Here is an 18,231-nt window from a genome sequence, read left to right on the forward strand (position 1 = left end):
AATTAATTTAAACTTTCTTTTTTTTTAACAGCTGATGCCATTGGCATCCCTCCGAGTACTGGTTCTGTAATACTTAAAGGTAAAGGTATAGTTTTTTCTTTAAATCCTAATACCGGTAGGATTATTAAAAAGTGAATAAAGTAGTAAGCTGTAGAGACCCTAGCAATCAATAAGTAAAGCCCTTCAGCTGGCATTGCACCCACATAACCTAGAACCAATACATCCACTACTAGTATCCAGTAAAATTGTTTATAAAGAGGTCTGAATACTGCTGATCTAATTTTTGAAGTATCTAACCAAGGCAGTGCAGCTAGAATTAAAATTGCTGACAGCATTGCAACTACTCCCATTAATTTATCAGGAACTGACCTCAGGATTGCATAAAAGGGTAATAAATACCACTCAGGAACTATATGGGCTGGTGTAACCATTGGATTTGCTTCTATATAATTATCCGCATGCCCTAAAATATTTGGTGAATAAAAAACGAAAAATGCAAAAACAATCATAAACATTAATAATGCAAAGGCATCTTTGATTACAATATATGGATGGAATGGAACTGTATCTTTAGAAGGCTTTTTAACATCAATTCCTATTGGATTATTATTTCCAGGAACATGCAGTGCCCAGATATGAAGAACCACTAAGCCTAAGATTAAAAATGGTATCAAGTAGTGTAACGTGAAAAACCTTGTTAAAGTTGGGTTATCAACAGAATAACCTCCCCACAACCAATTTACTATTCCTTCACCCACTAAAGGTATAGCGCTAAAGAGATTTGTAATAACTGTTGCTCCCCAAAAACTCATCTGGCCCCAAGGAAGTACATATCCCATAAATGCTGCTGCCATCATTAAAAGGTAAATTATTATTCCAATAATCCAAATTATTTCTCTTGGAGATTTATATGATCCATAAAACAAAGATCTAAATATATGAATATAGACTGCTAAGAAAAACATTGAAGCGCCGTTTGCGTGAATATATCTTATAAGCCAACCATAGTTCACATCTCTCATGATGTGCTCAACACTTTCAAAGGCCATATCAGCATGAGCAATGTAGTGCATTGCTAAAGTTAAACCTGTAACGATTTGTGTAATTAAACAAAAGGTTAAAATTCCACCAAATGTCCACCAATAATTTAAATTCTTAGGAGTTGGATAATCAGTTAAATGACTAGCAAGTGATAAAAGTGGAAGCCTATCATTAAACCATTTTCCAAATTTTGAACTTGGGACGTACTCGTGATCACTCATAATTATTTATTATCCAATTTTAATTGTGTTGCTGTTAATAAATTCATATTTTGGAACTTCCATGTTTGTTGGAGCAGGACCTTTTCTAATTCTTCCAGAAATATCATAATGTGAACCATGACAAGGACAAAACCAACCATTGTAGTCTCCTTTATCATTTAAAGGGACACATCCTAAATGCGTGCAGACACCTAACATAACCAACCATTCTGGATCTTTTGCTCTATCTTCATCTTTTTGAGGGTCTTTTAAATCTTCCATTTTAACAGCTCTTGCTTCAGCTACTTCTTCAGGAGTTCTTCTTTTAATAAAAACTGGTTTTCCTCTCCAAAGCACAGTGATTGTTTTCCCTAGCTGAACTGAACTTACATCAACTTCTGTGCTGGCTAATGCTTTAACAGAGGCATCTGGGTTCATTTGATCAATTAGTGGCCAAACAACCGCTCCTACCCCAACAGCTCCTACAGCATACGAGGCAGTAAATAAAAATTCTCTTCTTTCAGGTTTTTTTTCAGACATCTTTTATTTTTTGTATATTGTTATCTAATATATGACTTCTTATAAGAAAAAAGTTTTTTTTCCACTGAAACAATGACACATAAAACATGAATTTGAGACCTAAAATAGCCTTATATGAACCTGATATTCCTCAAAATACAGCAGCTATTATTAGAACATGTGCGTGTCTGGGTGCTGATTTAGAAATAATTGAACCATGTGGTTTTTTATTCAGTGATAAAAGATTTAAAAGAGTTGTGATGGATTACATGGATGAAAAAATGATAAAATTTTATCAAAGTTCAGATGAATTTTTTAAATCAAAAAAGGATGAAAGGGTAATATTGTTAACAACTAAATCATCAGACTCTTATGCGGCGTTCAAATTTGAGAGTAATGATACACTATTATTTGGAAGAGAAAGTGCTGGTGTTCCAGATCATGTTCATAATTCAATTAAGTATAGGTTAAAAATACCCATGATGGACAATAAAAGATCTTTAAATATAGCCTCTTCAGTTGCTATAATTCTCTCAGAAAATTTAAGACAAACTAACTTTAATAAATAATGGATAAAGAAATTAAAAAAAAACTTTCTTCTAATTGGTTTAAATTGCTGCAGAACACAATTTGTAACGATATTGAAAAACTAGAAGGTAAGAAACTAAAATTTAAATCTAAAACTTGGAATAGGAGTGAAATTAAAGATGAAGGTGGCGGAGAGTTTAGAATTTTAAAAAATGGTAAAATTTTTGAAAAAGTTGGTGTAAATTTTTCAGAAGTGCATGGAACGTTTTCAAAAGAAATGAGTAAAAAAATCCCAGGTGCTTCTAAAGATCGAAATTTTTGGGCGTCAGGAATTTCTGTTGTAATGCATATGAAAAACCCTCATGTTCCAGCAATTCACTTTAACACAAGGTTTATCTATACAACGTATGGATGGTTTGGTGGTGGTATGGATGTAACGCCTTGCATTCAAGATCTTAAGGAAAAAAGATTCCTTTATAGTGAATTAAAAAAAATGTGTGATCGACATGATAAAAAATTCTATAAAAAATACAAAAAGTGGTGTGATGAATATTTTTATTTACCACATAGAAAAGAAACAAGAGGAATTGGTGGTATTTTTTTTGATTACAAGAAAAATGATTGGGAAAAAGATTTTAAATTTGTAGCAGATCTTGGAGTTACCTTTCAAATGTTATTTAACTCTTTAATACAATTGAAATACAAAAAGAAATGGACTGCAAAACAAAAGGAGATACAGTATATTAAAAGAGGTAGATATGCTGAGTTTAACTTACTATACGATAGAGGAACAAAATTTGGTTTACAAACAGGCGGTAATGTTGAAGGAATATTAATGTCCTTACCTCCAATAGCAAAATGGAATTAAAATGGAAAAAGAACCAATAACAACTGCCGGACTTGAAGTTTTAAAAGAAGAGCTAATTTTTTTAAAAGAGAAAAAACGTCCACAGATAGTAGCTGCAATATCTGAAGCAAGATCACATGGAGATTTGAAAGAGAATGCTGAATACCATGCTGCAAAAGAAGAGCAATCACATAATGAAGGAAGAATAGTTCAGATCAATGATAATATCGCAAGAGCAAATGTAATTGACGTTACAAAAATGAGTAATAATGGAAAAGTCATCTTTGGCTCAACTGTAGATTTAGAAAATTTAGATACTGAAGAAAAAATTACCTATAAAATAGTTGGAAGAGATGAGGCTGACCTTCAAAAAAAACTAATATTTTTTCAATCACCAATAGGTAGAGGTTTAATTGGAAAAAACAAAAATGATTTAGTTGAAATTAAAACTCCTGCAGGTGTAAAAAACTTTGAAATTAAAGACGTAAAGTACGTTTAATTACTTACTATTTTTTGAACTTCTTTATCTGAAATTTTGAAATCATTACTAGTCCAGACAGCTTCTATTGCTTTTAACTTCTTTCCCAGCTCTCTTCCTTCAGGAACTTGATATTTATCCATCAAGGTACTAGCTTTAAATGGCATGACAGGCATTTCTTTTTTCTTAAAAATCTCAATTAATCTAATTAACTTATTGTCTACTTTTTTGGATTTAAAAATCTTAAAATAAAGAACATCTAATAATGCCTCTCTACCATTAAAATAAAAAACCTTATTCAAATTTTTTTCTGAAAAAGTTTGGCTAGTATTTTTTTCTAAATTAAACTTATTCAAAAAAATAAGTCTTTTTTGATCTTTTTTAGATAAATTGAATTTATAAATAAAGTAATCTACATTATCAGTTCCATCAATAATCATTAAAGATAACAAAAAAATAAAATCTACTTCAAGGAAGTTTTTTTTTGCAAAGCCATTCATTTTATTAAATAGAGAAATGTTTTTTATTTGTGGAAAAATAAGATTTATAATCTCTAAACAATCCTTATCCTTAGTGAGCTTTAGAAAACCATCTGATTTTAATAGTTTTTGAAATTCATCTATTAATCTTTCTGAGGAAATACTTGAAACACCACTTAGGTTTTTTTTAATTGCTTTAATGACTTTTGGGTCATGACTATGTTTAGAATAACTAAGAAAGAATCTAACATATCTTAACACTCTTAAATAATCTTCTTTAATTCTTGTTTCTACATTTCCAATGAAATTAATTTTTCCATTTTCTAAATCTTTCTTTCCATCAAATGGGTCAAATAAACTTCCTTCAATATCAGCATAAATAGAATTGATAGTAAAATCTCTTCTAGAAGCATCATCTTTCCAACTATCAGAAAACTCTACTTTTGCGTGTCGTCCATCTGTATCAACGTCTTTTCTTAATGATGTAATTTCAAACTTTATGTCATTAATTAACGCTGTAATTGTTCCATGTTCTATTCCACTCTCGTAATATTTTATGCCTTTTATAGTAAGAGCCTCACATACCTCTTTTGGATTTAAATTTACTGCTAAATCTATATCGTCATATCTTTCTTTGTTGATAATCTTTCTTACACATCCACCAACATAACGGATTTCACTATTGCTAGAGTATGAATGAATTGCTTCAAATATTTTTGAAACCTCTGTTTCTTTTTTAATATTTTTGAAGCCTAAATTTATGTGATTAAGGTTTTGAGATCTAAAAAAAATTTTATCTAATAAGTTATTCATATATGGCTGGCCCACAAGGATTCGAACCTCGGATCTCTGTACCAAAAACAGATGTGATACCACTTCACCATGGGCCAATATTAGTTGCGTATATCACAAAAAAAAAAAAATTATATAGTTTTTGATTCAATACACCAGTGGCTATTAAATTTTCGTTTATATTGACTGCAGGCTTTTTTGCAGGCCTTTTTGGAATGAAAATAAGCCACTATTGAGGATCCTGATCCAGACATTCTAGCAAATAGAGCATTGGGTAAACCGCTGAGGTAGGATTTAATTATTTTAAGTTCTGGATATTTATTTAAGGCAACCTTTTCAAGATCATTGTCTAAATTTTTTAAATATTTTGCTTCAAATAGTTTCTGTTTAGGAGGGTTAAATTGTGGTTTGGAGAATGAATTAACTTTAGAATAAATATATTTTGTAGAACATCCAAAGTTAGGTTTCGCAACCAATATATGAAATTTAATTTTATTTTTATATTTTTTAATATCTCCATTAGATAAAAGAATAGCAAATGATGGCTTTATACCTAAGATAACATCTGATCCTATTTCATTACTTATTTTTCTTATCTCACTTTTTTTTAATTTAATTATTTTTTTTTCAATAAAAAAATTTAATAGACTGGCAGCATTCATGGACCCACCTCCCATTCCTGCTTTTTGGGGTATATTTTTTTTAACTTTAATTTCAAATTTTTTATTATTTAAAAGTTTTTTATTATCTAAAATTTTTAACAATTTTGAAATGGTATTAATTTTACTAATATTTTTAGAAAACTTTCCAAAAAAATTTATTTTATGCTGTTTTATTTTGCTTTCTCTTAGTGTGATTGAATCATGTAAATCAATAAAAGAAATTAAACTTTCAATATTATGAAGCTTTGATTTTTTTCCAGTAACGTTTAGAGCTAAATTTATCTTTGCATAAGACTTTATCTTAAAACTATTCATAATTTAGGAATTTTTTAATCCCTCTATTAATTTATTTTTAATAGTTTCTTTCATGGTATCTTCTGTTTCATCTAAATTTAAAACAGCTTGCCAAAAATATCTTGCTTGAATTTTTCTATCTAGCTGCCATAGAATATCACCGTAATGATCGTTAACTATTGGATCCTGAGGCATTAATTCAACCGCTCTTTTAAGAAAATTTTCTGCCTTCTCATATTCTTCAACCAAATAATAAGCCCAACCGATTGAGTCAATAATATATGGATCGTTGCTTCTGGCTGCATAAGCTTTTTCAAGCATCTTAAGAGCTGTTTCAATTTTATGTTCTCTTTCCAGCCATGAATAAGCCAAATAATTTAAAACATAAGCATCATCTGGGTTGGCTTCTAGAGATTTTAACAAATCTTTATCTGCTTTTATATAATCTCCAGATCTTTCATAACTTCCTCCACGTCTATATAATATTTCAGCGTATAAGTCGGAATTAACGTCCATTTTTAAAAGTATTTGATCATAAAAACTTATTGCTTCAATATATCTTTTTGCATTTTTATGCATATTTGCAATATCAAATAAAAACTTTTTATTTGGGTTTTTAATTTCTTTAAATTTTTCATTGATAAAATTTAGAGATGTTTCTTGATTAGACTTTTTTAAAATAATTTGAGACTCTTTTTTTAACTTAAACCAATAATAAAATTCATGCTTTTTATCAAATACTTTGAGAGTTTTTAATGTATTGGAATAATCATCATTCAAATAATAATTTTCAGCTAATAGAGACAAATTGAAAATAAATTTAGGATTTAAATAGTTTGCTATGTTTAAATAAAAATTTGATTTCTCATAATCATTCTGAGATGAATAGAGATTTGCTATTAAAAAAAATAGCTCACTAATGATGTCATTCGAATTAGTGCATGAAAAAATTTCTTGGAAATTATCTAAGTTTTTATCTTCTATCCATTTTTTACCTTGAGAAATTAATACTGATGAATTTAAATAATCAAAATTATTAGTAACTTTTTTTGCCTTATCATAATTATCACTCTCGATTAAATAACTGATCAAAAAAAAAGTATACCTTGAATAATCAGCATCGTTTTGTGAATTAATTAATGTATTAAAATATCTCTCTGTATCTTTATCATTTAAATAACATCTTTGAAAAACTTCGTTAATAAATGAAAAATTTCCAAACGTATTTGTTTGTTTCACTAATTTTTTTTCTTCAAAAACTGATAAATATTGCTTGAAGGTTTCTGCTATGATTAATGAAAGTCTATCATTGTTAATAAATTCATATGATCTATCGATATAAACTTTACTTTTTTTAAAGTTTTTTTTCTTTAAACTATCAACTGCCAGTAACAGATTAGCCTGAAAAAAGTCAGAGTTGTTTTTTGTTGAGCTCTGTTTAACTTGATTAATTGCTTTCTTAACTTTGCCATCAAGCACTAAAGAAAATACATACCTCTCAAGATAGGCGTCATGCTGTTTTATTAATATTTTTGATGAATTAAAAAATTTTAAAGCTTCCGTATTATCTAGATTTTCATAAGCTACAATTCCTGAAAAATAATTAGACAAATACCTCGCATTAAAATCATTTAAACTGGTATTTTTTGAGTATAATGGACTTTGATAAAGTAATAATATTAAAAATAATTTAAAAAACTTTACCAACATTTGACCATTCTATGTCTAAAAAAGTAATAAATCAAAAAACGAATTTTGACTCTGAGTTTTTAAACTCTACTGGATCTGACTTTATTTTTGATGAAAACCCAATCAATAGACTAAAAAATACTAGTAATGATTTAAAAAAAGATCTGAATATTCAAAAAATAGATAAAGTTAAAGAGCTTGAGTATCTTAAAGAACAAATAAACTCAATTAGCGATTGTAACTTAAAGAATAATTCAAAAAAGATGGTTTTAGGAGATGGAAATATTAATAGCCCAATAATGATAATTGGTGAAGCCCCAGGTATTGAAGAAGATAACTCCGGATTAACTTTTATGGGTGAGGTAGGAGATCTTTTAAAAAAAATGCTAATTGCAATAAATATTGAAAAACAAAATATTTATACAACATATGCTGTAAACTTTAGGCCCCCTGAAGATCGAAAGCCAAACTCTACAGAAATTAAAAGATATTCTCAATTTTTACAAAAACATATTTCAATAATAAATCCTAAAATAATAATTCTTATGGGTAGTACTGCTATGGAATCTTTAACAGGTTTAAATAGTAAAATTTCTATTGAGAGAGGAAAATGGAAGGAAGTAATTGTCAAGAATACAAGTTACAACGTTATCATAACTTTTAACCCCTCTTATCTTTTAAGAGCTCCTGAAAATAAAAAACATTCATGGGATGACTTAAAAAAGATTAAAAAAAAAATCTTAGAACTAAAACTATCCATTTAATGAAAATCTTAGCAGGTGTTGATGAGGTTGGTAGAGGAAGCTTAATTGGACCCGTTTATGCTGCAGCTGTCATATTAAATAACTCTATTGATAAAAGATTATTAAAAGATTCAAAAACTCTAACAAAAGACAAGAGAGAGGAACTTGAAAAATATATTAAAAAAAATTCTATATGGGCTATAGGCCAGGCATCGACTAAAGAAATTGAAAAAATTAATATATTGCATGCAAGTTTACTTGCAATGAAAAGAGCTATTCTTAAATTAAAAACAAAACCTTCACTTGTTTTAATTGATGGCAACAAACTGCCTGACCTAAAAAACTATAAATTAGAATATATAATTAAAGGAGATCAAAAAATTCCAAGCATTTCTGCTGCATCAATTATTGCAAAAGTCAGTAGAGATAAATTTATTACAAAACTTTCAAAAGAATTTAATAATTATGGATGGGATACAAACTCTGGTTATGGAACCAAAGAACATTTAAAAGCTATTAAGAAATTTGGTATTACCAAATATCACCGTAAAACATTTTCACCTATTAGTGATCTTCTATAAATCCTAATAATAACAACACAAGATCTGGTTGTTTAAGAAATAATAAACACAAATTGAATCCATTTAATTCAATCACAGGTTGACCGTGGAATCCGTTTGGAGTCTAATTGTTTTATAGAAAATGGAAAACAATTTTAAAAATAAGATTATTAATGGTGACAGTCTCGAGGAATTAAAAAAAATTCCAAGCGAAACCTTTGATCTTATTTTCGCTGATCCACCATACAATTTACAATTAAAAAATTCCCTTACAAGACCAGACAGAAGCAAAGTCAGTGCTGTTAATGATAAATGGGATCAGTTTGAAAGCTTTAAAAAATATGATGACTTTACAGTTGCTTGGCTTTCTGAATGTAGAAGAATATTAAAAAAGGATGGAGCCATCTGGGTCATAGGAAGCTATCATAATATTTTTAGAGTAGGAACTGCAATACAGAACTTGGGTTTTTGGATTTTAAATGATGTTATCTGGAATAAGAATAACCCAATGCCTAATTTCAGAGGAACAAGATTTACGAACGCTCATGAAACTTTAATTTGGGCTTCCAAAAGTGAGAAGTCAAAATATACTTTTAACTATCAATCTTTGAAATGTTTAAATGACGACCTTCAAATGAGATCTGATTGGAATTTACCTATTTGTAATGGAGCGGAGCGACTTAAGAAAAATGGTAAAAAAGTTCACTCTACTCAAAAACCAGAATCTTTATTACATAGAGTTTTATTGGCATCATCAAATAAGGACGATTTAATTCTAGATCCATTCTTAGGATCTGGAACAACCGCAACAGTTGCAAAAAAATTAGGTAGAAAATATTATGGTATAGAAAAAGAGAAGATCTACTTTAAGGCAGCTGAAGAAAGGTTAAAAAATACAAAACCTTTGGAAGATAATTTTTTAGACACTCTAAAAAATAATAGATCTAAGCCTAGAATACCTTTTGGATCTTTAGTGGAGCTTGGAATAATAAAACCTGGAACAAGTATCTTTGATCAAAAGAAAAAAATAGTTGCTAAGATTATGGCAGATGGAAGTATCAAACATAATCAAGCTGAAGGATCGATTCATAAAGTTGCAGCAACAATACTTGGATCTGAAAGCTGTAATGGATGGACTTATTGGCATTGCACAGTGAATGGTGTTTCTGTGCCAATTGATAATTTGAGACAAAGATTAATTTCTAAAAATTAGTCTTTATAAATTTTACCAAGATAGCTGTTAATAAATTTTTTATTTTTTACTAATTTTTGTATTATTAAGTTTCTAATCCAAATTGTTAATGGGTTAGATAAATGAAAAGCAAAATAATTAAGTTTTGATTTTATATCAATCATCTTTACCCTTTTAACTCTTTCAGAGTTGAATTGAGTATTTTCATTTTCTAAATTTTTATACAGTTCATGAGCAACCTCTATTGATTGAGAGGCACCTTGCGCAAAGGTTGGGGGTAAAGCAAAAAAAGCATCCCCAATGATAAAGGTATTTTTATTTTTTGGTTCATGCACCTTAGAACTCACAAATATTGGGAAGCATTTAATGCTTCTTAGATTGTTAATTGTTTCAGGAGCTACTTGTTTTGATATTTCAGATATAATAGATGCAGTAAAATCTTTGTTCTCAAATAAAGAATAGTCGGATAACTCTTTAGTACTAAGCTTTTTTCTAAGAATGCTAATAAAATTAAACTGTCCTTTATTATTAATAGGATAAAGAACTGAGTGTAAGTTAGATCCTAAAAATAAAGATATATTCTCTGGGTTAATACCCTTAAGGGCATCCTGATCTATTGTAGCTCTTAAGGCAATAGAATTAAAATATTTTGGTTTAATTTCTTTATTGGCAATTAATGATTTTGTTTTTGAAAAAGTTCCATCAGAAATAATCAAGTAATCACATTTAACAGATGAACCATCCTCAAAAGAAACTTCTTTATTTTCAACTTCTTCATTAATTTTTATAACTTTTTTATTATAATGAATAATATTTTCATGAAGCCCATCTTTTAAGAAATTAATTAAAGTAGAGCGCTGTAAGGTAGTATATTTTGTATCAGTGCTGTTAAACATGGATATATCTAAATCACATATTTTCTTATTCTTTTTTAAGGAGTAGAAATCTAGTTTATGTGGGTGAAATTTATCTTCTGCCTGAATTTTTTGAAAATTTATTTGATTTAATAATTTAATACTATTAACTGAAAGTTGAATTCCATATCCTTTTTCCAAGTTAACAGAACTATTTTTCTCATAAATTGTAATTTTATAATTTGAGTTTTTACTTAAAAGATTTGCAATATACAGACCTGAAATACCTGCCCCTATTATTACTATATTTTTCATTAATCTTTTTTTAAATAATTAAAAATTTTTTTAGTAAATGTGGGCAAAGTATAATCATCAAGCCTAGAGCTATCAATCCAAGAAGAGTTAGAAATTGCACCCTTTAACTTGGAAAATTTGATTATTACATTCATATTCATATTTGATATCTTGAAGTTTAAAGCTTTCGCTAAATTATCAGGTTTGGATATTTGCTTCATGGGAAATATTTGTAAATTCTTTAAAAAATTAAATTTAATATTTTTTATCAGTAAAAATTTATTATTCTTTTTGTAAACTTCTAACAAATAAAATTTATCAATCTTCTTTTTTCTTTCTTTTATTATTTCAAAATCTTTTTTTTTAAAAGACTTACAATTTTTAATTAAAGGGCATTGGTGACATAGGGGATTTTTAGGTCGACAAATCAATGCGCCTAGCTCCATTAGCGCTTGCGCATAAGCACTTGCTCTAGTTGAATTACCTAATATTTTTTTACTCTTAACAAGATTATCTTTTGTAATTTCTTTGGGTAATTTTAAATTTAATAATCTTTTAATTACTCTTTCAATATTTCCATCTAAGGGAATAAATGGCTTGTTAAAGGCAATTGCCATTATTGCATTAGAAGTGTAGTCACCTATTCCAGGTAATAATTTTAATTCTTCAATCGTGCTTGGCAACCTTCTATTAAAATTTTTTTCTAATATTTGTGCAGTCTTTTTTAAGTTTCGTACTCTTGAATAATAACCAAGGCCTTCCCAATACTTTAAAAGTTTATGTTCCTTAATTTTTGATAGAGATTTAATATCAGGAATACCTTTTATAAAATTATTGAAATACGGAATTACAGTTGCAACCTGTGTTTGCTGCAACATAAATTCACTTACTAATGTGTAATATTCTCGCTTAACTTGTGATAGCTTTTTTCTCCATGGGAGTGGTCTTTTATTATTATCGTACCAATAAAGAATTTTATTTGTTAGTATGGATTTAGTCATATGCATTTTAAAAATAATACTAAGCAGAGGTTTAAAACTATTCAAGGCTTAAGGTCTTTTAAAGACACTTTGCCAAAAAATATTAAAAAAATAATCAAAAAAAAGGGTCATATATTTTCTGAAACACTTAATAACTGGAAGTACATAGTTGGAGATGATCTTTTTAAAATATGCTATCCCAAATCCTTTAAAAATTCGAATAAATTTGGAGTAAGCACTCTTCAAATTATGGTGAAGCGAGGACACGAAATTGATTTAGAATATTCAAAAAAAATAATAATGGATAAAATGAATAGTTTCTTTGGCTATGCCGTTGTTGAAAAATTGAAATTTATAAGTTTTGATGATGTTCAAACAAAATTCAAAAAATTAGATGCTAATGAAAACCATGTGACAAATATTAAATATGCAGATAGAATAAATAGTATTAAAAATGATAAAATAAAAAAATCATTACTTGAATTAACAAAACTATTTAAACAACGATGAAAAAATTAACCTCAGCATTATTTATAATATTTATAATCTTCTCCGCTAAAGCGTTTGCTGCAGATAATGAAATAATTAAAAGAATTACCGAGGGTGAAGAAAGTGCCAAAATAACAATAATTGCTTACGAGTCATTGACTTGTGGTCACTGTGCAAATTTTCATAAAGATGTTTATCCAGAACTAAAAAAAGACTTCATTGATAAAGGGTTGGTAAGAATTGAATTTAGACATTTTCCATTAGATTTAGCTGCATTTAATGCATCAAAAATTGCACAATGTAATAACGATGGCAGTTCAAGTATCATGAACACTTTATACTCTGGCCAAACAAAATGGGCCAGAGGAAAGACACCAGAAGAAGCAACAGGTTATTTGAAAAATTTCTTAGAAGATGAAAATGTGAATGTAAATTTTGAAAAATGCCTGAGCAATAAAGCTATAGAGGATTATGTTTTAAATGATCGAATCGATGGGGTAAAAAAATTTGAAGTTAATGCTACTCCTACGATAATAATTAATGACAAAAAGTTTGATAAAGCCCTAAATTATAAGAATTTAAAAAAATATCTGGAAAAACTGATATAAGTTAGTCCATGGAGTTTAAAAAAATCCAATTAAATGGATTTAAATCATTCGCTGAAAAAACAAATTTTCTAATAGAGCATGGCTTAACCGGCATCGTTGGCCCTAACGGTTGTGGGAAATCCAATATTGTAGAATCCTTAAGATGGGTTATGGGTGAAACCTCAGCTAAGAGTATGCGTGGCTCAGGTATGGAAGATGTCATCTTTAATGGGACATCCAATAAATCTTCTAAAAATATAGCAGAAGTTTCAATAAGCTTAGATAACGCAAACCATGATGGTCCAATGCAATATAAAGATTTAGATCATATAGAGGTTAAAAGAAAAATTGAAAAAGATAAGGGTTCAAAATTTTACATAAATAATAAAGAAGTTAGAGCTAGAGATGCTCAAATTTTTTTTGCAGATTTATCTACAGGTGCTCACTCACCATCAATGATTAGTCAGGGACGTATTGGAGCCTTAGTGACTGCTAAGCCTACAGACAGACGTGCAATTTTAGAAGAAGCAGCTAATATTTCAGGATTACATGTTAGAAGACATGAAGCTGAACTTAGATTAAATGCTGCAGAAGCAAATTTAAAAAGAGCTGATGAATTAAGAAGACAACAAGAAAAACAGCTAGCAAATCTTCAGAAGCAAGCTGAGGAAGCAACAAAATACAAACTTATATCTGAGGAAATAAAAAAAATTGAAGCAGGGTTATATTATCTAAAATTATTAGACATTGATAATGAAATTAGAATAGAAAATGAAATCAACAATGAAGCTGAGGGAGAAGTGAGCAGCTTCAATCAACAAATTTCTCAGTTTGAAAGTTTAATTAAAACTGAGACAGATAAAGTTTCTCCATTAAGAGAAAAAAATATTGAGAACCTTTCAAGAATACAACGATTGAACTTAGAATTACAAAGTCTAGATGAGGAAAATGTAAGAACACAAGATGAGATAGAAAATTTTAAAAAATCTTTAAAAACAATCGAAGAGGATATTGATAGAGAAAAAGGTATTGTAATAGATGCAAATTCAAATGAAAAAAGATTAAAAGAAGAAAAAAGTGAATTAATAGAAATAGACTCTAAATATTTTGAAACAGAAAAATTGTCAAACGAAGACCTTGAGAGGGCAAAAAACCAACTTAATAAAGAGCAAAAAGCTGTAGATGAAATTATTGAAATATTTGCTAATGGCAACATAAATATCAATATTGACCCAATTAAAGACGTCATTAGTACAATCGAAAAAATTAAAGAATTAATAAACAGTAATGAAGCTAGCCAAGCTCTTACATTACTGGATAGAACTAAAATGGAATTAAATAATTTCTTAAATAATTTAGCTAATGATGAAAGTAAAAGTAAATTAACTGATATTGATGAAAAAAATAGCAATATAAAATTACTTCAAGAAAAATATGCAGATAGTTTTAGTAAAAACCAATCAATTAAAAAAGAGTCTATAAAAAGAAATGAAAGAATCAAAGCTATAGAATCAGAAGTTGAAAGTTGGAAAAACTTACTTTCAAACTCACAAAAAATGGTGACAGAATTAACTGAAAGAAAAAATAAATTATTATCACAATTAAATGAACGTGACCAACAACCCAAGGCTCAAGCAGAAAAAAAAGGTCAAGCTACAGAGGGTCTAAGAATTTCACAAAATGAAAAAATTGAGAATGAAAAAATAATCGAAGAAACAGATAAAAAGATAAACTCTTTAAGACTTGAGTTAAATGACGTTCAAGAAAGATCTATTCAAATAAGAGAAAGGAAAGCAAGCTCAGGAGCAACTGTTGAAGGTTTAAAAAAACGTAAAGAAGATCTGTTAGAAAGAGTTAGCTCTGAACTTAATCTTGAAGAAAATGATATTCTAGAAAATTCTAATTTAAATGGTGTTGTAGAGTTACCCAATTCCGTTGATCAAGAAGAAGCTCTTGATGAAAAAAAAAGAGAAAGAGAGAAGCTAGGATCAGTTAACCTTAGAGCAGATGAAGAAACCAGCAAATATGAAATAGAAATTAAAAAAATGGAACAAGATAGAGCAGATCTTGTGTCTGCTATTATAAAATTAAAAGAAAGTATTAATGAATTAAATCAAAAAGGAAGAGAAAGATTATTAGAAGCCTTTGAAAAAGTTAATAGAAAATTTAATGAAGTTTATACAAAGCTATTTAATGGTGGAAATGCAAAACTAGAGTTGGTGGACTCTGATGATCCGCTTGAAGCTGGTTTGGAAATGCTGGTAAGTCCTCCTGGTAAAAGGCTTCAGTCTATAACTTTACTATCTGGTGGTGAACAAGCTTTAACAGCCTTGTCTCTTATTTTTGCTGTGTTCCTTACCAACCCATCTCCAATCTGTGTGTTGGATGAAGTTGATGCTCCGCTAGATGATGCTAACGTAACAAGATTTTGTGGACTTCTTGATGATTTAACTAAAATAACTGACACTAAATTTATTATCGTGACTCACCATGCTCTAACTATGTCAAAAATGAATAGACTTTATGGAGTTACAATGCCTGAAAAAGGTATTAGCCAACTTGTTGCTGTAGACTTGCAAAAAGCAGAGAGCATGGTTGCGTAATAATTTAAATGCCAAAAGATAGCCTTAAAACTCGCTTGGAGATTGCAAAAACTAAGCTTTCTAAGAAAAATCTATATAAAAATGAAGAAGCACCCTCTTCTATTGGGACTGCCTTTAAATTAAGTACAGAATTAGTGTCTGCAGTGGCAGTTGGGACAATTATAGGGTTTATTTTAGACAAGACCTTTGGTACTAAGCCCTGGTTAATATTAATATTTTTTTTTGTAGGTGTTGTTGCTGGAATTATAAACGTATTCAGATCTGCAAAAAATATGCAAAAATAGACTTAAAAAATTATGGCTACAAACCCAATGAACCAATTCGAAGTTTATAGAATTGGACCTGAGATTAAATTAGGGGCAATAGATATTTCTTTCACAAACGCAAGTTTGTTTATGGTGATTAGTTCACTTGCAATCTTATTAGTTTTTAATTTAGGGTCAAAAAAAAATTCCTTACTACCAAGCAAGATGCAACTTCTTTCTGAATTAAGCTATACTTTTGTCTCCAAAATGATTAGCGATACCGCAGGATCAAAAGCAAAACCTTACTTTGCGTTTATCTTCTCAATATTTATGTTTGTACTATTCTGCAACATGTTTGGGATGATCCCTTACGCCTTTACAGTAACTAGCCATATCATTGTTACTTTTATCTTGGCTTCATTTATTTTTGTGGGTGTAACAATTATTGGATTTATGAAACATGGATTAGGATATTTAAAATTATTTGTACCTAGCGGAGTACCTGCTGTACTATTACCACTGATAGTTGTTATAGAAATAATTTCTTACTTAAGTAGACCAGTTAGTCTTTCAGTTCGTTTATTTGCAAACATGATGGCTGGTCATACTATGATGAAAGTTTTCGGAGGCTTTGTAATAAGCCTTGGAATAGTTGGTGGATGGCTTCCACTGAGTTTTTCGGTTGCATTAACTGGCTTGGAAATACTAGTTGCTTTTCTTCAAGCATATGTTTTCGCAATCTTAACCTGCATCTACTTAAATGATGCATTAAATTTACACCATTAACTAACATAAGGAGGATATAATGGAATTAGAAGCAGCAAAAATGATCGGAGCAGGACTAGCAGCAATAGCTCTAGCCGGTGCCGGTGTTGGAATTGGAATTATTTTTGGTAATTACCTTTCTGGCGCAATGAGAAACCCATCTGCAGCTCAAAAACAATTTCCTAATCTTTTATTAGGTTTTGCTTTAGCTGAAGCAACTGGCCTATTTGGATTAGTTGTAGCGTTAATTATTTTATTTGCATTTTAAATTTAATGATTAAAAAAATATTTTTTCAGTCGATATTTTTAAGCTTCCTGTTTTTTATGGAAGCTTTTGCAGCTGAAAGCGGTGGAATGCCTCAATTAAATCCTGAGTTTTGGGTTTCTCAAATTTTTTGGTTAATTATTACTTTTGGAATTTTATATGTTGTTTTATCTAAACTTATACTTCCAAAAATAAGTGCCAACCTAGAAACTAGAAAATCTCAAATTTTAGAAAATATTGAGGCTGCAGAGAAGAAAAGAAAAGAAAGTGAACAAAAAATTGAAGAATACGAAAAGATAGTACATGACAGCAAAAATGAGGCTAAAAACTATTTTAAGCAAGCTAGAGAAAAGGTGTTGAAAGATATTGGTGTAAAAAAAGAAGCACTAGATAAAGAAATTGATGAAGAGGTTAATAAAGCAGAGATTGAGATAAAAACTTTTAGAGATAATGCACCTGAAAAAATCAGGAAGATTGCTGAAGAGACTTCTTCGGACTTGCTGCAGCAACTAATAGGAGCTGAAGTTAACAGTAGTAGTATTTCTGCAATAGTAGAAGATCTTTCAAGAAAAAAAATGGATGAATATTATGGTAATTGATGCAACTTTTTGGGTAGCTATATCTTTTATAATATTTATAGGAGCTTTAGTTTATTTAAAAATACCTCAAAAAATTAATGAGCTTTTAAATAAGCTTATCCTTGATATTAAAAATGAAATAGATGAAAGTGAAAAGCTAAGACAAGAAGCAAAGGTCTTACTAGATAGTGCTCAAAATAAACTTGATACTGCACAAACAGTAAGTAACGATATTTTGCAACAAGCAAAGAAAGATAGTGATCACCTTATAATCGAAATGAATGATAAGTTTCATAAATCTTCAGAAATTAAAAAGAATTTAGCAGAAAATAAAATTTCACAAATGAAAGAAGCTGCACTTAAAGAAATAAAAGATGTTTCAATTAAAATTGCTGTTGATTCAGTTAAAAAAATTATTAATACTTCTGTTGATAAATCAAAGCTTGATGGTCTTTTTGAAAAAAACCTTGAAGAAACAAAAATAGCTTTAAAAAGAATAAGCTCATAATTACCTTACAATTTTTTAAAAAAACTATAAATTAACTCA

At 29.1% G+C, this 18,231-nt stretch carries 21 protein-coding genes and 1 tRNA gene; 14 read left to right on the forward strand and 8 right to left on the reverse strand.

Annotation, left to right across the window (positions count from 1 at the left end):
• Positions 1–2: 2 nt before the first annotated feature.
• Together ABXT55_RS05905 and petA are read right to left on the reverse strand one after the other, a co-directional pair.
• Positions 3–1,262, reverse strand: a complete 1,260-nt coding sequence (locus tag ABXT55_RS05905) for a cytochrome b (protein ID WP_415284401.1) — start codon at positions 1,260–1,262, stop codon at positions 3–5.
• 9 nt (positions 1,263–1,271) lie between these two features.
• Complete coding sequence (petA, locus tag ABXT55_RS05910; protein WP_415284402.1) at positions 1,272–1,781, reverse strand: ubiquinol-cytochrome c reductase iron-sulfur subunit; 510 nt, start codon at positions 1,779–1,781, stop codon at positions 1,272–1,274.
• Between the two features lie 86 nt (positions 1,782–1,867).
• Between petA and ABXT55_RS05915 the strand changes: the two genes are divergently transcribed.
• Genes ABXT55_RS05915 through greA form a run of 3 tightly spaced genes read left to right on the forward strand, consistent with a single transcriptional unit; the run spans position 1,868 to position 3,634 of the window.
• Entirely contained in the window at positions 1,868–2,329 is a 462-nt protein-coding gene (locus ABXT55_RS05915; RefSeq protein WP_415284403.1) for a tRNA (cytidine(34)-2'-O)-methyltransferase, read from the forward strand.
• Complete coding sequence (hemF, locus tag ABXT55_RS05920; protein ID WP_415284404.1) at positions 2,329–3,156, forward strand: oxygen-dependent coproporphyrinogen oxidase; 828 nt, start codon at positions 2,329–2,331, stop codon at positions 3,154–3,156. Before ABXT55_RS05915 ends, hemF begins: the two co-directional genes overlap by 1 nt.
• Position 3,157: 1 nt before the next feature.
• Positions 3,158–3,634: a transcription elongation factor GreA gene (gene greA / locus ABXT55_RS05925; RefSeq protein WP_271492258.1), complete on the forward strand. Its 477-nt coding sequence runs from the start codon at positions 3,158–3,160 to the stop codon at positions 3,632–3,634.
• Here greA and ABXT55_RS05930 read toward each other — a convergent pair.
• From ABXT55_RS05930 to ABXT55_RS05945, 4 genes are all read right to left on the reverse strand, one after another.
• Positions 3,631–4,905, reverse strand: coding sequence for a CCA tRNA nucleotidyltransferase (locus tag ABXT55_RS05930; protein ID WP_415284405.1), 1,275 nt, complete (start codon positions 4,903–4,905; stop codon positions 3,631–3,633). The two genes, greA and ABXT55_RS05930, sit on opposite strands and share 4 nt — an antisense overlap.
• A 3-nt stretch (positions 4,906–4,908) precedes the next feature.
• Positions 4,909–4,982: transfer RNA gene (locus ABXT55_RS05935), tRNA-Gln, on the reverse strand.
• Positions 4,983–5,015: 33 nt separating this feature from the next.
• Complete coding sequence (locus ABXT55_RS05940; RefSeq protein WP_415284406.1) at positions 5,016–5,861, reverse strand: 4-(cytidine 5'-diphospho)-2-C-methyl-D-erythritol kinase; 846 nt, start codon at positions 5,859–5,861, stop codon at positions 5,016–5,018.
• Between the two features lie 3 nt (positions 5,862–5,864).
• Positions 5,865–7,550, reverse strand: coding sequence for a tetratricopeptide repeat protein (locus tag ABXT55_RS05945; protein ID WP_415284407.1), 1,686 nt, complete (start codon positions 7,548–7,550; stop codon positions 5,865–5,867).
• 11 nt (positions 7,551–7,561) lie between these two features.
• Here ABXT55_RS05945 and ABXT55_RS05950 point away from each other — a divergent pair, with 11 nt between their 5' ends.
• The 3 genes from ABXT55_RS05950 (at position 7,562) to ABXT55_RS05960 (ending at position 10,045) form a co-directional block, all read left to right on the forward strand.
• A complete protein-coding gene (locus ABXT55_RS05950) occupies positions 7,562–8,293 on the forward strand; it encodes a uracil-DNA glycosylase (RefSeq protein WP_415284408.1) in 732 nt (243 codons plus the stop codon).
• Positions 8,293–8,853: a ribonuclease HII gene (locus tag ABXT55_RS05955; RefSeq protein ID WP_415278033.1), complete on the forward strand. Its 561-nt coding sequence runs from the start codon at positions 8,293–8,295 to the stop codon at positions 8,851–8,853. The genes ABXT55_RS05950 and ABXT55_RS05955 overlap by 1 nt, the downstream gene beginning before the upstream one ends.
• Before the next feature lie 121 nt (positions 8,854–8,974).
• The gene (locus tag ABXT55_RS05960) at positions 8,975–10,045 is read left to right on the forward strand and encodes a site-specific DNA-methyltransferase (protein WP_415284409.1); all 1,071 of its coding nucleotides are present in this window, start codon (positions 8,975–8,977) and stop codon (positions 10,043–10,045) included.
• Here the strand turns inward: ABXT55_RS05960 and ABXT55_RS05965 are convergent.
• Positions 10,042–11,193, reverse strand: a complete 1,152-nt coding sequence (locus ABXT55_RS05965) for an FAD-dependent monooxygenase (protein ID WP_415284410.1) — start codon at positions 11,191–11,193, stop codon at positions 10,042–10,044. The genes ABXT55_RS05960 and ABXT55_RS05965 overlap by 4 nt on opposite strands.
• Positions 11,193–12,173 carry an A/G-specific adenine glycosylase gene (locus ABXT55_RS05970; RefSeq protein WP_415284411.1) on the reverse strand — a complete coding sequence of 327 codons (981 nt, stop codon included), beginning with the start codon at positions 12,171–12,173 and terminating at the stop codon, positions 11,193–11,195. Before ABXT55_RS05970 ends, ABXT55_RS05965 begins: the two co-directional genes overlap by 1 nt.
• Between ABXT55_RS05970 and ABXT55_RS05975 the strand changes: the two genes are divergently transcribed.
• From ABXT55_RS05975 to ABXT55_RS06010, 8 genes are read left to right on the forward strand one after another with little or no spacing between them, the layout of a single operon-like run.
• A complete protein-coding gene (locus ABXT55_RS05975; protein ID WP_271525849.1) occupies positions 12,174–12,662 on the forward strand; it encodes a DUF721 domain-containing protein in 489 nt (162 codons plus the stop codon).
• Positions 12,659–13,249 (forward strand): DsbA family protein, encoded by a 591-nt coding sequence (locus ABXT55_RS05980; protein WP_415284412.1) that lies wholly within the window; start codon positions 12,659–12,661, stop codon positions 13,247–13,249. The genes ABXT55_RS05975 and ABXT55_RS05980 overlap by 4 nt, the downstream gene beginning before the upstream one ends.
• An 8-nt stretch (positions 13,250–13,257) precedes the next feature.
• Positions 13,258–15,831 carry a chromosome segregation SMC family protein gene (locus ABXT55_RS05985; protein ID WP_415284413.1) on the forward strand — a complete coding sequence of 858 codons (2,574 nt, stop codon included), beginning with the start codon at positions 13,258–13,260 and terminating at the stop codon, positions 15,829–15,831.
• Positions 15,832–15,839: 8 nt separating this feature from the next.
• The gene (locus ABXT55_RS05990) at positions 15,840–16,115 is read left to right on the forward strand and encodes an AtpZ/AtpI family protein (RefSeq protein ID WP_271492225.1); all 276 of its coding nucleotides are present in this window, start codon (positions 15,840–15,842) and stop codon (positions 16,113–16,115) included.
• Between the two features lie 12 nt (positions 16,116–16,127).
• Positions 16,128–16,862, forward strand: a complete 735-nt coding sequence (locus ABXT55_RS05995) for a F0F1 ATP synthase subunit A (RefSeq protein WP_018413543.1) — start codon at positions 16,128–16,130, stop codon at positions 16,860–16,862.
• A gap of 19 nt (positions 16,863–16,881) precedes the next feature.
• Positions 16,882–17,109 (forward strand): F0F1 ATP synthase subunit C, encoded by a 228-nt coding sequence (locus ABXT55_RS06000; RefSeq protein ID WP_006997791.1) that lies wholly within the window; start codon positions 16,882–16,884, stop codon positions 17,107–17,109.
• A gap of 5 nt (positions 17,110–17,114) precedes the next feature.
• Entirely contained in the window at positions 17,115–17,705 is a 591-nt protein-coding gene (locus tag ABXT55_RS06005) for a F0F1 ATP synthase subunit B (protein WP_415284414.1), read from the forward strand.
• The gene (locus ABXT55_RS06010) at positions 17,686–18,192 is read left to right on the forward strand and encodes an ATPase (protein WP_415284415.1); all 507 of its coding nucleotides are present in this window, start codon (positions 17,686–17,688) and stop codon (positions 18,190–18,192) included. The genes ABXT55_RS06005 and ABXT55_RS06010 overlap by 20 nt, the downstream gene beginning before the upstream one ends.
• The last annotated feature ends 39 nt before the right edge of the window (positions 18,193–18,231 follow it).

The organism is Candidatus Pelagibacter sp. Uisw_130, assembly GCF_047722505.1.
In the GTDB taxonomy this organism is placed as follows: domain Bacteria; phylum Pseudomonadota; class Alphaproteobacteria; order Pelagibacterales; family Pelagibacteraceae; genus Pelagibacter.

Bases quoted from the DNA above. Each gene is read 5' to 3' on its own strand.
- ABXT55_RS05905 (WP_415284401.1), bottom strand. From the start codon at position 1,262: ATGAGTGATCACGAGTACGTCCCAAGTTCAAAATTTGGAAAATGGTTT.
- petA (WP_415284402.1), bottom strand. From the start codon at position 1,781: ATGTCTGAAAAAAAACCTGAAAGAAGAGAATTTTTATTTACTGCCTCG.
- ABXT55_RS05915 (WP_415284403.1), top strand. From the start codon at position 1,868: ATGAATTTGAGACCTAAAATAGCCTTATATGAACCTGATATTCCTCAA.
- hemF (WP_415284404.1), top strand. From the start codon at position 2,329: ATGGATAAAGAAATTAAAAAAAAACTTTCTTCTAATTGGTTTAAATTG.
- greA (WP_271492258.1), top strand. From the start codon at position 3,158: ATGGAAAAAGAACCAATAACAACTGCCGGACTTGAAGTTTTAAAAGAA.
- ABXT55_RS05930 (WP_415284405.1), bottom strand. From the start codon at position 4,905: ATGAATAACTTATTAGATAAAATTTTTTTTAGATCTCAAAACCTTAAT.
- ABXT55_RS05940 (WP_415284406.1), bottom strand. From the start codon at position 5,861: ATGAATAGTTTTAAGATAAAGTCTTATGCAAAGATAAATTTAGCTCTA.
- ABXT55_RS05945 (WP_415284407.1), bottom strand. From the start codon at position 7,550: ATGTTGGTAAAGTTTTTTAAATTATTTTTAATATTATTACTTTATCAA.
- ABXT55_RS05950 (WP_415284408.1), top strand. From the start codon at position 7,562: ATGTCTAAAAAAGTAATAAATCAAAAAACGAATTTTGACTCTGAGTTT.
- ABXT55_RS05955 (WP_415278033.1), top strand. From the start codon at position 8,293: ATGAAAATCTTAGCAGGTGTTGATGAGGTTGGTAGAGGAAGCTTAATT.
- ABXT55_RS05960 (WP_415284409.1), top strand. From the start codon at position 8,975: ATGGAAAACAATTTTAAAAATAAGATTATTAATGGTGACAGTCTCGAG.
- ABXT55_RS05965 (WP_415284410.1), bottom strand. From the start codon at position 11,193: ATGAAAAATATAGTAATAATAGGGGCAGGTATTTCAGGTCTGTATATT.
- ABXT55_RS05970 (WP_415284411.1), bottom strand. From the start codon at position 12,173: ATGACTAAATCCATACTAACAAATAAAATTCTTTATTGGTACGATAAT.
- ABXT55_RS05975 (WP_271525849.1), top strand. From the start codon at position 12,174: ATGCATTTTAAAAATAATACTAAGCAGAGGTTTAAAACTATTCAAGGC.
- ABXT55_RS05980 (WP_415284412.1), top strand. From the start codon at position 12,659: ATGAAAAAATTAACCTCAGCATTATTTATAATATTTATAATCTTCTCC.
- ABXT55_RS05985 (WP_415284413.1), top strand. From the start codon at position 13,258: ATGGAGTTTAAAAAAATCCAATTAAATGGATTTAAATCATTCGCTGAA.
- ABXT55_RS05990 (WP_271492225.1), top strand. From the start codon at position 15,840: ATGCCAAAAGATAGCCTTAAAACTCGCTTGGAGATTGCAAAAACTAAG.
- ABXT55_RS05995 (WP_018413543.1), top strand. From the start codon at position 16,128: ATGGCTACAAACCCAATGAACCAATTCGAAGTTTATAGAATTGGACCT.
- ABXT55_RS06000 (WP_006997791.1), top strand. From the start codon at position 16,882: ATGGAATTAGAAGCAGCAAAAATGATCGGAGCAGGACTAGCAGCAATA.
- ABXT55_RS06005 (WP_415284414.1), top strand. From the start codon at position 17,115: ATGATTAAAAAAATATTTTTTCAGTCGATATTTTTAAGCTTCCTGTTT.
- ABXT55_RS06010 (WP_415284415.1), top strand. From the start codon at position 17,686: ATGAATATTATGGTAATTGATGCAACTTTTTGGGTAGCTATATCTTTT.